Source organism: Streptacidiphilus alkalitolerans (assembly GCF_042511045.1).
Taxonomy (GTDB): domain Bacteria; phylum Actinomycetota; class Actinomycetes; order Streptomycetales; family Streptomycetaceae; genus Streptacidiphilus; species Streptacidiphilus alkalitolerans.
In genome coordinates this window covers 644050-657190 of the sequence record NZ_JBHEZX010000002.1, presented here as the reverse complement: position 1 = coordinate 657190, position 13141 = coordinate 644050, and the positions used below count along the sequence as shown (strand labels likewise).

At 71.6% G+C, this 13141-nt stretch carries 8 protein-coding genes and 1 pseudogene; 7 read left to right on the top strand and 2 right to left on the bottom strand.

The window, feature by feature from the left end:
• Nucleotides 1-72: 72 nt before the first annotated feature.
• Genes ACEZDG_RS06635 through ACEZDG_RS06625 form a run of 3 tightly spaced genes read left to right on the top strand, consistent with a single transcriptional unit; the run spans nt 73 to nt 2552 of the window.
• A complete protein-coding gene (locus tag ACEZDG_RS06635; protein ID WP_380503742.1) occupies nt 73-645 on the top strand; it encodes an RNA polymerase sigma factor in 573 nt (190 codons plus the stop codon).
• Complete coding sequence (locus ACEZDG_RS06630; RefSeq protein WP_380503739.1) at nt 635-1273, top strand: hypothetical protein; 639 nt, start codon at nt 635-637, stop codon at nt 1271-1273. The genes ACEZDG_RS06635 and ACEZDG_RS06630 overlap by 11 nt, the downstream gene beginning before the upstream one ends.
• A complete protein-coding gene (locus ACEZDG_RS06625; protein ID WP_380503736.1) occupies nt 1266-2552 on the top strand; it encodes an MFS transporter in 1287 nt (428 codons plus the stop codon). Before ACEZDG_RS06630 ends, ACEZDG_RS06625 begins: the two co-directional genes overlap by 8 nt.
• Before the next feature lie 42 nt (nt 2553-2594).
• Here the strand turns inward: ACEZDG_RS06625 and ACEZDG_RS06620 are convergent, their stop codons facing one another.
• Nucleotides 2595-3425, bottom strand: a complete 831-nt coding sequence (locus ACEZDG_RS06620) for a helix-turn-helix transcriptional regulator (protein ID WP_380503733.1) — start codon at nt 3423-3425, stop codon at nt 2595-2597.
• Nucleotides 3426-3527: 102 nt separating this feature from the next.
• Between ACEZDG_RS06620 and ACEZDG_RS06615 the strand changes: the two genes are divergently transcribed.
• Together ACEZDG_RS06615 and ACEZDG_RS06610 are read left to right on the top strand one after the other, a co-directional pair.
• Nucleotides 3528-3728, top strand: coding sequence for an NAD(P)-binding domain-containing protein (locus ACEZDG_RS06615; RefSeq protein WP_380503730.1), 201 nt, complete (start codon nt 3528-3530; stop codon nt 3726-3728).
• A gap of 120 nt (nt 3729-3848) precedes the next feature.
• Nucleotides 3849-4640 carry an SDR family NAD(P)-dependent oxidoreductase gene (locus tag ACEZDG_RS06610; RefSeq protein WP_380503727.1) on the top strand — a complete coding sequence of 264 codons (792 nt, stop codon included), beginning with the start codon at nt 3849-3851 and terminating at the stop codon, nt 4638-4640.
• Nucleotides 4641-4720: 80 nt separating this feature from the next.
• On the opposite strand, the gene ACEZDG_RS06605 is transcribed toward ACEZDG_RS06610, so the two are convergent.
• Nucleotides 4721-6646, bottom strand: a complete 1926-nt coding sequence (locus ACEZDG_RS06605; protein WP_380503724.1) for a flavin monoamine oxidase family protein — start codon at nt 6644-6646, stop codon at nt 4721-4723.
• Nucleotides 6647-6981: 335 nt separating this feature from the next.
• Between ACEZDG_RS06605 and ACEZDG_RS06600 the strand changes: the two are divergent.
• Nucleotides 6982-9705, top strand: a pseudogene (locus tag ACEZDG_RS06600) (family 78 glycoside hydrolase catalytic domain); the annotation flags it as partial.
• A 696-nt stretch (nt 9706-10401) separates the two neighbouring features.
• Entirely contained in the window at nt 10402-13083 is a 2682-nt protein-coding gene (locus ACEZDG_RS06595; RefSeq protein WP_380503718.1) for an alpha-L-rhamnosidase-related protein, read from the top strand.
• Nucleotides 13084-13141 lie beyond the last annotated feature (58 nt).

The following is a 13141-nucleotide window of genomic DNA, read 5'->3' as shown; positions in this document are numbered from 1 at the left end:
GGATGTCACAGATTCCCGTCGTGCCGACACCTATGGTCAGTGGCGTTGGGGCGAGGCGAGGGGCGGTGCGGCGTGCGGGTGGCCGGTGAGGTGGGGGAACAGCTCTCCCCGGAGGAGCGAAGTAGGGCGGAACTCGTCGCTGATCTGTACCGCCAGTACCGATCACCTCTGGTGTGGTACCTCCGATCCCGCGGCGCCGCCGACGCGGAGGCGCACGATGCGGTCCAGGAGGCTTTCGCCGCCGCGCTGCGGTCCGCTGCGATCAACGACCCGGCTGCCTGGCACGCCTGGCTGCGAACCGTCTCCACGCGGTGCCTCTGGCGCGCCCGGCGGGCGGAGGGCGGCGGCGGACGGATCGCGGTCGAGACCATGGCCCCTTACGATCTGCCGGATGCCGCCCCGGCCTCGGCTGCGAGCGTCCACGACGTCGTTGAGGCCCGGTCGCGTGAACAGTTCGTCCTGGCCCTGCTCGACGCGCTGCCGCCGCGCCAGCGGGTGGTGTTCTGCCTCCACTTGGAGGGTCTCAGCATCCAGGAGATCACCGCGGAGCTGGGCTCGCGGCAACCCGCGGTCCGCAAGAACCTCTCCCGTGCCCGCCGCTCCCTGCGCGAGCTGATGTCTGAAGGAGACGCGCATGAACTCTGACCGAAGCGGCGAACGCGGGCCGGAGGAGCTCTGCGGCGAGGTCCGCGGGGCGTTCATCCAGCGTGCTGACGGCTCGTTCGACTTCGACGCGGGGCTGGCGGATGTCTTCGCGCGGGCCGGCCTGGAACGTCCGGCTGTCGCAGCGGCTCCCGCGTCGGCTCCCGCACCGTCGACTTGGCGGCTGGGACCGGGTGCGGTCGCGGCCGTCTGCGAGCAGGCCGACCGGCTCACCTCCGTCCTGGGCCTGTTCGACCAGAGGGTCGGACCTGTCGCATTCGACCACCTGCAGTGCGCAAGAGAGCTTGTGTTTGAATTCCGTTCGATCCTCTCCACTGCCGACCAGCCGGATCCCGAGCGTCTCGCGGTGCTGCTGGCGCGGGTCGGGGGCCACCTCGACTCGGCCGACAGGCTGGTGCGGTCGCAGGGATCGGCCTCCCTGGCCGAGGCCTTGCGGGCGCGGCTCGACGACCTCGGACCGGTCTCCGTCGACCCGTGCGGTGAGCTGGAGGCGCTGCGAGGACTGGTTGTCGCGGCCCTCCAGGATTTCCCGGGCAGCAGTCCCGGGCGCGCCTCCCGCCGCCCGGCGGCGCGGCGCGACCTTGCTGCGGGCGACAAGCACGGTGACTAGCGGCGCAGTGAGATCCCGTACGGCGGCGTGGGCGCGATTCCAGCCCCACGCGGCAGTGCACGCCCTGAGGACACTCAACGGACGGGACTTCAGGCTCTTCTACTGCGGCTATTCGACCTCCCTGCTGGGATCGTCGATGGCAGGCGTCGCCCTCGCTTTCGCCGTCCTCGACGACGGCGGGAGCGCGAGCGACCTCGGCCTGGTGCTCGCCGCCGTGCCGGCCACACAACTGGTGTTCATGCTGTTCGGCGGCGTCCTGGCGGACTGGCTCGGCCCGCGCCGGATCATGCTGGCCGGAGACGTGATCCGGTGCGCGGCGCAGACGGCGCTCGCGGCGGCGGTCCTCGTGGGTCGGCCCTCGCTGTGGGTGTTCATGGCGCTCGCCGCCGTGCGAGGACTGGGCGAGGCGCTGTTCAACCCCGCATTGGGCGCCCTCGTGGTGCACGTCGTGCCGAGCGAACGGCGTGGAGACGCGAACGTGCTGCTGGGGTTCTCGCAGTCCGTGGCCAAGGTCGCCGGTCCCACCTTGGCCGGGGTTCTCATCGCGGTCAGCAACGCCGGGGTGGTCCTCGCGGCCGACGCTGCCACCTACGGGTGCAGTCTGGTGGCACTCGGCCTGCTGCGCCTGCGGGACGTCGGCGGGCGCCGCAGGCCGTCCATGCTCCGGTCGTTGGCGGAGGGCTGGTCCGAGTTCACCTCCCGCCCCTGGCTGGTCGCCTCCACCGTCCAGTTCATCTGCGTCAACTTCCTGGTCTGGGGACCGTTCCTGCTGCTCGGGCCGGTTCTGATGCACCAGCACCCCTCGGGCGCGCGGGGCTGGGGCCTGATCATGAGCGGTTACGGGGCGGGCTCGATCCTCGGCGGTCTGGTAGCCCTTGGCCGGCGTCCGTCCCGGCCGCTGGTGGTGGCGACGGCGGCGACGATCGGCTACGCGGCGCCGTGCGCCCTGTTCGCGCTGCAGGCGCCGACCGCGGTGATCGCGGCGGGCGCCTGCCTGGCCGGCGTCGGGTCCACGGTGTCGGCTGCGCTGTCCGACACCACCACCCAGCAGCTCACGCCGGTCAGCGTCCTGGCGCGGGTCCGCACCTTCCAGACGTTCGGCGCGTTCTCCCTCGGCCCACTGGCGTTCGCCCTGGCCGGACCGGCGGCCACGGTCCTCGGCGCGCGCCCGGTGCTCGGGTTCGGAGCGGTCGCGGCCCTGGTCAGCGCGACGGCCGTGCTGCTGCTGCCGAGCGTGCGCGCCGTCCGCCGGCCCGCGGACGACCGCGAGCAAGGCTGACGGACTGACGCCTGACGGACTGTCAGGCTGACGGTTATTCGGTCACTCGGTCAGGGCCTGGGTTCCTATGACGGCGAGGAGGGCGAGGCGTTCGGCGTCCTGGGTACCGGGTTCGGCGGTGTAGACCATGATGCGCAGGTCGCTGCCGGCGACGCTGAGCACGTCGCAGTCCAGGGTGAGGGCGCCGACGTGGGGGTGGTCGATGGTCTTGCGGGCGGAGCGGTGCTCGTTGACCGTGCCGGACTCCCAGAGCCGGTCGAACTCGGTGCTCTTGGCCCGCAGTTCGGAGATGAGGCGGTGCAGTTGCTGGTCGGCCGGGTAGCGGCTCGCCGTTCTGCGCAGATCGGCCGCCTGCGCGGCCCGCAGGGCGCCTGCGGACTCGGGGGTGTGGCGGACCCGGGTGCCCGCGCCGAGGAAGTTGCGCCAGACGGCGTTGCGGTCGTTGCCGTGCCATTCCCCTATCAGCGCCGTGTACAGCGGGTTGGCGAGCAGCTGGGTCCAGGCGGCGTCGAAGACCGCGACGGGGGTGCCGGTGAGTCTGTCCAACATCCGCTGGACGCTCGGCGTGATGTACGCGGAGACCGTCTCCGGGCCCGGCGGGACGAGTCCGGCGAGCTGGAAGAGGTGGGCCCGCCCGTCCCCGGAGAGCCGCAGGGCCCGGGCGAGGGCCTCGACCACCTGCGCGGAGGGGTTGGTGGACCGGCCCTGCTCAAGGCGGGTGATGTAGTCGACGGAGACTCCGGCCAGCTGGGAGAGCTCCTCGCGCCGCAGCCCCGCCGCCCGGCGGTGACCGCCTGCGGGAAGGCCCGCCGTCTCGGGTGAGACCTGGTCCCGCCGACGCCGCAGGGCAGCGCCGAGTTCTGTCGTTGCCATGCTGACAGTGTGGCTTATCGGCAGAAAGATCTGCCTGGTACTGGTAGTCCTATGAAGGCTGGTCTACTACCTCTTCTGCTGTTTTGTCTTCATCGTGGAGGCATGACAGCAACGGGAACCGCAACGGTGGTGGGCCAGGACCCGGTGGTGGGCTTCATCGGCCTGGGCGACCAGGGCCTGCCCATGGCCACGGCCGCCGCCGAGGCCGGCTTCGCCCTGCAGGCCTGGGCCCGGTGTCCCGCTTCCCTGGACGGGCTGAGCGGTGTGCCGCACGTCCGCCGGCCCGGCTGGTGGAGGTGCTGAAGCCGGGCAGCCCCTCCGGTACCGCGCTGACCCTGCTGAACAGCTTCGACCGGGCCCTGCGCGAAGCGGGCGCCGCCCTGGCACCACAACCGACACCACAACCGAGAAGGAACAGCACTCATGAGCAGCACCGCCAGCAACCTCGCCCTCGTCACCGGCGCCACCTCCGGCATCGGCAGGGCCTTCGCCGAGCGCCTCGTCGCGGACGGCTACGACCTGGTGATCGTCGGCCGTCGGCAGGAGCGGCTGGACGAGTTCGCCGCCGCCCACCCCGAGGTCAAGGTCCGCCCGGTGGTGGCCGACCTGTCCACCGACGCGGGGATCGACACCGTCGCGCAGATCTGCGCGACCGAGCCGCTCACCCTGCTGGTGAACAACGCGGGCGTGTCCCACTACATGCCGCTCGCCGACCTGCCCGCGGACAAGGCCCGCGAACTGGTCAACGTCAAGGTCCTCGCGCCCACCCTGATCACCCGCGCCGCGGTCGCGGGCATGCTGGAGCGCGGGCAGGGGTCGATCATCAATGTGGCCGGCATGATCGCCTTCAGCGGTCCCGCCCCGCAGGCCCAGATGCCGCGCCGCGCCGTCTACGCGGGAACCCTCGCCCACCTGGTCGCCATGTCGCAGACCCTCAGCGCCGAACTGGAGGGCACCGGCGTGCGGGTCGAGGTGGTCTGCCCGGGCGTGGTGGCGACCGAGTTCCACGAGCGCCAGGGCCTCGACCTCAGCATGGTGCCCCGGATGAGTGCCGAGGACGTGGTCACCGCCGGGCTCCGCGGCCTGGAGCTCGGCGAGGTCGTCTGCGCCCCGGGGGTGGAGGACGCCACCCTCCTCGACACGGTCTTCCACGCCGATCTCGCGGCCTTCGCCGGCCAGAGCCCCGAGCTCGCCAGCCGCTACCGGGCCCACTGACGCACGGTCAGACCTGCGGCTTCTCCGTCCTGGTGTGGCCCCGGTCGGATGACCGGGACCACACACCGCGATCGAACCGCCTAGCGGGGGTGGACCTCCAGGAAGGTGCGTACGCCGGATTCCAGCGCGCCCTCGATCCAGGCGGGCTTGAGGCTGGTGTGCTCGCCGGCGAAGTGCACCCGGCCCTCCACCGTCCGGCTGGCGGAGTGGAGTTCGTGCAGCTGTCCGGGGGTGAAGATGACCGCTTCGCCGAGTGCGTAGCGGGCCCGGGCCCAGGACTGGGTGGCGCCGGTGCCGGTGAACTCCTTCCGGACGACCGGGCCGAACATCCGCTCGAGGTCGTTGAGCGCGAAGGCGTAGCGTTCGCCCTCGGTCAGCGAGTCCCAGCGGGTCGCGTCGTCGGACCAGGTGTAGGCGGCGAGCACCACCCCGCCCTTGGAGCCGTCGGGCGCGTGGGAGGGGAAGTAGGTGAAGCGGCTGGGGCTGTCGGAGACGCAGCCGCCGCCGGTGAAGCCGGTGGCGCCCTGCTCCCAGAAGCGGGTCTTGAACTCCAGCAGCACCTTGGTGGCCGAGTCGTAGTGCAGCTCGGTCACGGCACGGCGCTTGGGGTAGGACATGGCAGGCTCGACGGTGCAGAAGCGCAGTGCGGAGAAGGGGATGGCGACGATGGCGTAGTCGCCGGTGAAGGTCTCGACCGGGTTGACGGGCGCGCCGTCGCAGGAGGTCTCGCTGCCGGATTCGGCGGTGGTCTCGACCTTGACCCCGTGGCCGGTCTGCACCAGCCGGGTCATCCTGCGCCCCAGCCGGATGTCGTTGCGGAGCGGGGCGGCCAGGGCGGTGGTCAGCGTGTCGGTGCCGCCCTCCAGCTCCCAGTAGCGGCCGGTGGGGCTGATCGCGGCGCGGTCCATCAGGGTCGGGATCAGCGAGTAGTGCAGCCGCGAGGTGAGGTTCTCGATGGTGCCCGCGGCTTGGATCCGGGCCAGATCCCAGCCTGCTTCCTCCACCAGGAAGCGGTGGGTGGAGTAGCCGTCGTACTGCTCCAGGATCTTCGTCCAGGCGGCGAGCTTGTCGTTGATGGTGCCGGACGCGGCGACGGTGACCTTCGCCAGGGCCTTGTCCACCGCCGCCGCCATGGTGGTGGTGTCCGTGGTGTCGCCGAAGGACTTGTTGACCTTCGCGGGGGTGGCGGCGTAGGCCGCGCGGCTGGTCTCCCCGCCGTTGACCAGGATCCGGGTGCGGTTGGTGGCGGCCGGGGCCTTGAAGCTGCCGTCGTCGGTGCCGTTGCTCCACAGCTCGCCGGTGAACGCCTGGTAGGTCACCGGCGGCACGGTGCCGGTGGGGTTCGCGCCGGGGGCGACGTCGGCGTTGTAGAACAGCCGCCGCTTGAGCTTCAGTTTGTCCGCCAGGGCCAGCACCAGCGGGTGGAAGTCGGGCAGCCGCATGGCGCCGGCCTCGGCGTGCAGGGCCTGGTCGGAGAAGACGCCGCGGAAGGTCTTGACCCGCCCGCCGATCCGGTTGCCATTGGCCTCGATGATCACGACCTGGTGCCCGGCGGCCTTCAACAGGGTGGCCGCGGTGAGGCCGGCCACGCCGGCGCCGATGATCAGGACCTTCTTGGCCGGGCCGCGCGGCGGCAGCTTGCCGTCGATCAGGATGCGCAGGTACTCCAGCTTCAGGTCCTCGCCCTTGTCGCCGACGAGCAGCAGTTTGCGGGCGAGGTCCGCGCTGGCGGTGGGGTCGGCGCCGCCTGGCGCGGATGCCGGGGCGGCGCGGCGGAAGGTGCCGGGAAAGGTGTCGGGGGAGACGCCGGGAGTGGTGGCGGGGGTGGTCCGCGGCGGGGCGAGCGCGGTGGTCGCGGCGACGGTGGCGGTGGTGGTGACGGCTGCGGCCGTGCCGATGAAGGCCCGTCGGCGCATGCCTGACCGGGCGGTGCTGGTGCCTGACTGGTTGTCGGGGGTCGCGGTCGACCCCGGGACGGATCGCGGGGGGTGGTTCGAGTCGGTCATGGCGGCAGCCCTCTCCACGTGACGCGGCCAGGCCCTGCCGCACGGGCGGAGAGCCCCTGCGGACGAACCTGGCGGGAGCCCAGACGTGCCCCCGAACGGGAACCTAGGGGCCGTGAGTTATCGTCCGCAGACGAACGACGAAGCGTCACCCGTATGGCGGTGCGGCGACCGTGGCCGCGCGCCGCTGCTGGCAACTCCGCGCCCTTGACGCATCCGTGGCCTTGACGCCTCCGTGGCCGAGGGGCGGCCGGACGATCCGTGCACGGGTATGGTCCCGTCGGGTGGAGCGGAGGTAGCATGTACATGACTTGAATCGTTTCAGCCCAGGGGGCGCCATGTCCGGTAGCGTGCGGAGCGGAGCCACCCGCTGGTTGGCCGTGGCCGTCCTGGCGATCGCGGTGTGCCTCGGCGGGGTGCGCTTCGGTGCGGCCCCGGTCGCCGCCGCCCCGGTCGCCGCGGCCCCGGTCGGTGACCTCACCGCCGGGCAGTTGAGGACCGACAGCAGCACGGACCCGTTGGGGATCGACGACCCCCACCCCAGCCTCGGCTGGATCCTCCAGTCGGCGCACAACAATCAGGCGCAGAGCGCGTACCGGGTGCAGGTGGCCAGCAGCACGGCTCTGTTGGCCGCGGGGAACCCCGACGTCTGGGACAGCGGCAAGGTCGTTTCGAGCGAGTCGGTCTCGGTCGGCTACGGCGGGCCGTCCCTGAAGTCCGCCCAGCTCTACTACTGGCAGGTGCAGGTGTGGGACGCGCAGGGCCTGCCCTCGCCCTGGAGTGCGGTCGCCCACTGGGAGACCGGCCTGCTGACCGCCGCGGACTGGCAGGGCGCGCAGTGGATCAGTCCCAGCACGACCAGCAGCAGCTCGCCCCAGCTGCGCCGAAGCTTCACTCTGAGCGCGCAGCCGATCGCCAGGGCCCGCGCCTATGTCCTCGGCCTGGGCTTCTACGAACTGCACCTGAACGGGAGCAAGGTCGGTGACCAGGTGCTGGCCCCGGCGAGCACCCCCTACGACCGGCGCGACCTCTACGCCACCTATGACGTCACCTCCCTGCTGACGCCCGGCGCCAATGCCGTCGGAATGTGGCTGGGCACCGGCTACGGCCCCAACTTCAGCCCCTACGGCTTCCGTTGGACCGGTCCCGAGCAGGCGATCGTGCTGCTGGTGGTCACCTACGCCGACGGGAGCCGGCAGACCGTGGCCAGCGACGGCAGTTGGACCTGGGCGGCGAGTCCGATCAGCGCCAACGACCTCTACAACGGCGAGTCCTACGACGCCCGGCTCGAGCACCCCGGCTGGGACCGGCCCGGATTCAACGACGCCGGCTGGCAGCCGGTGCGCACCGTGGCGGCGCCGTCCGGCGCGCTCACCGCGGCGTCCCTTCCGCCGCTTCGGGTCACCGGCACGATCAGTCCGGTGAAGCTCACCCAGCCCCAATCTGGGGTCTATGTATACGACTTCGGCCAGAACATCGCCGGTTGGGAGCGGCTGAGGGTGCAGGGCCCGGCCGGGGCCACGGTCCGGATGCGCACGGCCGAGGAGGTCGGCGGCAACGGGATGCTGGACACCACCACCAACCGGAACGCGGCGTCCACCGACAGCTTCACCCTGGCCGGCACCGGAGCCACCGAGACCTATGAACCCCGGTTCACCTACCACGGCTTCCGCTATGTCGAGGTCACCGGCGACCCGCAGACACCGACCCTGAGCAGCCTCGACGCCAGAGTGGTGCACGCGGACCTGGTGTCCACCGGCAGCTTCAGCTCCTCGGACCCGCTGCTCAACCAGATCTGGCAGAACAACCGCTGGACCATCCTGAACAACTCGATGAGCACCCCCACCGACAACCCGGTGCGGGACGAGCGCACACCCCCGGGAATGGACGTGCAGGCGTACCACGACGCCTCCACCCGCGAGTTCGGCATGGACGGCTACTACGCCAACTACCTGCTGGACCTGCCTCCGGGCACCGCTCTGCCCAGCGACGCGGGCAACGCGCAGCAGCCGGACATGGGCGGTGACGGGGTCACCCTGGCCTGGATCCTCTATGAGCAGTACGGGGACCGGGCCACCCTCGCCGCGACCTATCCGGCGATGAAGACGTTTGTCGACACCAATGCCGCCCGTGTCCCCGGCTACATCTGGTCCACCGGCTTCGGCGACTGGTGCCCGCCGGACCTCAGCTCCCATGCCAACGGAGGGCTGGGGTCGCCCAGCGCCGGCGCCTGCACCAGCGAGGTTCCGGTGGTCGATACCGCGCTGTCCTACCTCCAGGCGCAGGACGTCGCCAAGGCCGCGACCGCGCTGGGGCAGACCGCCGACGCCACCCACTACAACCAGCTGGCGAACAGTATCAAGCAGGCGTTCAACGCCGCGTTCCTCAATCCCGACGGCGCGAGCTACGCGGACGGCCGGCAGACCACCAGCATCCTGCCGCTGGCCTTCGGGATGGTGCCCGCCGCCGACGTCACCGCGGTCGGCGCCCGGCTGGTCGACACCGTCCTCAACCAGGACCACGGCCATCTGGACACCGGCATCTTCGGCACCCGCTACCTGATGGACGCCCTCGCCGCCGTCGGCCGCACCGATGTGGCGATGACAGCGCTGGACCAGGCCGGCTACCCCGGGTTCGGCTACGAGATCGGCAAGGGCGCCACCACCGACTGGGAGGAGTGGACCTACGCCTCGGCCATGGAGAGCCACGACCACGCGATGTTCGCCGGTATCAACGCCTCCCTGTACACCCAGCTCGGCGGCATCCAGCCGACCGGTCCCGGCTACGGCACCGTGACCGTCGACCCGCAGACGCCGGACGGACTCCAGCACGCGGCGGCGTCGCTCAACACCGTGCGCGGGACCGTGGCCAGTTCCTGGACCAGGACCGGGCCGCAGATCGCGCTGGACGTCACCGTCCCGGTGGGGACCACCGCCACCGTGGACGTACCGGACTTCGGCGGCGGCCAGGTCGGCCCGGATCCCTCGACCGGCGCGGTGCTGCTGTCCACCACCGGCACCGAGGCCGACTACCGCGTCGGCTCCGGCAGTTGGCACTTCACCGGGACGGCCGCGCCCACGCCGGGCACGACGCTGCCCGGTAGTTGGACCCCCTGTGCGGCGGAGACCGGGACCTGCGGCTTCTCCGGAACCCGGACGGTGGCGTTCGGGGCGAAGGGCCAGTTCCACTACGCCACCCTCACCGGCCCGGTGGCCTGCGGCAACGCGGTCTTCGGGGATCCGGCGCCCGGTACGCAGAAGCAGTGCTACCTCCAGCCCGCACCGCCTGCGGCCGGCGCCTGGCAGCACTGCGCGGACGAGACCGGGACCTGTTCCTTCAGCGGCGCGGCCACCGTCGCCTTCGGGGCCGGCGGCAGTTTCAACTACGCCACGGCCGTGGGCGGGGCCTCCTGCAGCAACACGGTATTCGGTGACCCCGCGCCCGATGTCCACAAGGTCTGCTACCTCATGGCCGCGCCACCGACGGTGACCGGCTGGACCCCCTGCGGCGCCGAGAACAGCAGCTGCAGCTTCAGCGGCACCCATGAGGTCGCCTACGGGGCGGCGGGCCGCTACGCCTACGGGAGCTTCACCGGCGGCACTCCCTGCGACAACGCCGTGTTCGGGGACCCGATCCCGAACACGGCCAAGACCTGCTCCATCCAGTAGTGGCAGTCATGTCCAAACCATTGACGGCCCGCGGCCGTGATCGTACGTTTCTCTGTGCCAGAGACTTGAATCGTTTCAGATGGAGTACGTATGACCCTTCGTCATCGAGCCGGCCGGCCGCACCGGAAACGACCGGTCGGCGCGGCCCTGGTCCTCGGATCCGTCCTGGCGCTGCTCGCCCAGCCCGGCCTGTCGCCGTCCGCCGGGGCGGTGTCGGCGTCCTCCGGGTCCCGGGCGTCCGGGCCCAAAGCCTCCGACTGGCAGTCGTATGTGGAGACCCCCGCGAAGGCGGACGTCTGCCCCACCGCGGTGGTCCGCACCTCGGGCACGGTGGCCGGGGCGCGGAACCTGCTCTGCGGCGGCTCCGGCGGGACCACGCTGACCACGGCCGAGGGCGGCGCCGCGGCGAGCATCGTGCTCGACTACGGCAAGGAGGTCGGCGGCCTGCCCTACTTCACGGTCTCCGCCCGGACCGGTACGCCGTCATTCACGGCCTCGTACAGCGAGGGGCTGAACTACGTGGGCCCGTCCGGCGACGGCTCCGCGCCCTGGGGCGACGGCGACAGCGCCCGCTCCGACAGCTACCAGGTGTCGTCGACCGGGACCATCACCAACCGCTTCGTCCAGGGCGGTGAGCGCTATGAGCAGATCACGCTGACCACGCCGGGCAGTCTGACCCTGGGCAAGGCCGGCATCCACTACATCGCCGACCGCACCCAGGCGAAGGACTACGGGGGCTACTTCGTCTCCAGCTCGGACCAGCTCAACAAGATCTGGTACGCGGGCGCCTACACCCTGCAGACCGACCTGGCGCCGGCCCACTCCCTGCCCGGCAACTGGACCGTCGCGGACGGCGCCCTCGACGTCGGCGGGTCCAAGCTCAACGACGGCGCGGGGACGCTGAACAGCGGGACCTCCTGGGGCGACTACACCAGCACCTTCCAGGCCAGGATCCAGCTGAACCAGGCCGGTTGGCTGGTCCGCGCCCAGGGCGCGCAGGACGGCTACCTGTTCATCCTCAACGACAGCAGCGACAGCACCGGGGCGCCGAACACCCTGCAGGAGTTCGACCTGCACGCGGGCGCCTACACCTCGCTCGGCTCCGTCCCGCTCCCGGCCGCCGTGGCCGCGGACAGCTGGCACACCGTGGCCACCTCGGTCTCCGGCAGCAGCCTCACGGTCTCGCTGGACGGCACCCGGGTCGCCACCGTCGACACCTCGGCGATGCCGTCCGACGCCGTCGCCTACCCGGCCGGGACCGTGGGCTTCCGCGAGTTCGCCGGCGAGGAGGCGTCGTTCAAGGACCTCACCGTCGTCGGCAGCGACGGCAGGACGCTCTTCAAGGACGGACTGGACCGGGCCGCGAGCCTGGCCAAGTTCACCCCGGCCGGCTCCAATGCGCTGCCCTCCGTCCTGGACGGGGCCAGGCGGGACCGGGCGATCTGGTCCGGCGACATCAACACCGAGGGCCTGACCGACTACTACTCGGTCGACAACCCGGAGTACATCAAGCAGTCGCTCGACCTGCTCGGCAGCCGCCAGCTCTCCAGCGGCTTCGTCCCCGGCGCGCTGGCCCCGGCGGCGGTGCCGCACCTCGGGCCGCTGACCCCCGGCAGCACCACCACCTACTCGGCCTCCTACTCGATGTACTTCGTCACCGCGCTGGCCGGCTACTACCTCTACACCGGGGACCATGCGTTCCTGGCGCAGGAGTGGCCCGCGGTCCAGCGCGAACTGGCCTGGAACGCGACCCAGTTGGACGCCAACGGGCTGTTCGCCACCAAGGGCGGGGTGGACGGCGCGGACTGGGACTTCTACGACAGCGACAAGGGCGGTGAGGTCTCCGCGTACAACATCCTCTACTACAAGGCCCTGGTCGACGGCGCGTCGCTGGCCGCCGCCGCCGGGGACGCGTCCGCGGCGGCCACGTACACCGCCGACGCGCAGGCGCTGAAGACCCGTATCAACGACCGCCTCTACAACCCGGCCACCGGGCTCTACCGGATCAGCGACACCCAGCCCACCGGGACCGCCCAGGACGCCAACGCCCTGGCCGTGCTGTGGGGGGTCGCCCCGGCGTCGCAGGACGCCGCAATCCTGGCCAAGCTGAAGACCGAGCTGTGGACCACCCCCTACGGTCCGCTGCCGTACTCCCGCGACGCCGGATACAGCGAGCTGATCAGCCCCTTCGTCAGCGGCTTCGAGCTGCAGGCGCGGCTGGCGACCGGTGACACCGCCGACGCCGAGGCGCTGCTGGACACCGAGTGGGGCCATATGATCGCGCCGGGGCCCGACCAGACCGGGACCCTGTGGGAGAACATCTCCAGCACCGACGGCACCCCCGGCCTCGGCGCGGGAGCGAGCCTGTCGCACGGCTGGTCCACCGCACCGACCTCCGCGCTGTCGGGCTACGTGCTGGGCGTGCAGCCGGCCACGGCCGGATTCGCGACCTGGACGGTCCAGCCCCACCCCGGCGACCTCGCCTGGTCCCAGGGCCGGGTGCCCACCCCGCACGGCGACATCGACGTCCGCTGGACCGCGCAGCAGCCCGGGCACGGGTTCAGCCTGACGGTGACCGCCCCGAGGAGCACCAGCGGCACCATCGCGGTCCCGGTCTCCGGTGGGAACCCGGTGGTCACCGTCAACGGCAGGACGGTGTGGCGGCACGGCGCCTTCACCCCGGCAGCCGGCGTCACCGCCGCGCACGCCGGCTCCGGCTACCTCTACCTGACGGTCGGCCGGCAGGGCGGCTTCACGGTGGTTTCGACGTGAGCTGAGCCGACGGGGTCACCGGACGGGGTCGCAACCTTGTGGTTGCGGCCCCGTCGTC

Excerpts from the sequence above, each read along its gene's own strand:
- ACEZDG_RS06630 (WP_380503739.1), top strand. The coding sequence starts at position 635 with ATGAACTCTGACCGAAGCGGCGAACGCGGGCCGGAGGAGCTCTGCGGC.
- ACEZDG_RS06620 (WP_380503733.1), bottom strand. The coding sequence starts at position 3,425 with ATGGCAACGACAGAACTCGGCGCTGCCCTGCGGCGTCGGCGGGACCAG.
- ACEZDG_RS06615 (WP_380503730.1), top strand. The coding sequence starts at position 3,528 with ATGACAGCAACGGGAACCGCAACGGTGGTGGGCCAGGACCCGGTGGTG.
- ACEZDG_RS06610 (WP_380503727.1), top strand. The coding sequence starts at position 3,849 with ATGAGCAGCACCGCCAGCAACCTCGCCCTCGTCACCGGCGCCACCTCC.
- ACEZDG_RS06605 (WP_380503724.1), bottom strand. The coding sequence starts at position 6,646 with ATGACCGACTCGAACCACCCCCCGCGATCCGTCCCGGGGTCGACCGCG.
- ACEZDG_RS06595 (WP_380503718.1), top strand. The coding sequence starts at position 10,402 with ATGACCCTTCGTCATCGAGCCGGCCGGCCGCACCGGAAACGACCGGTC.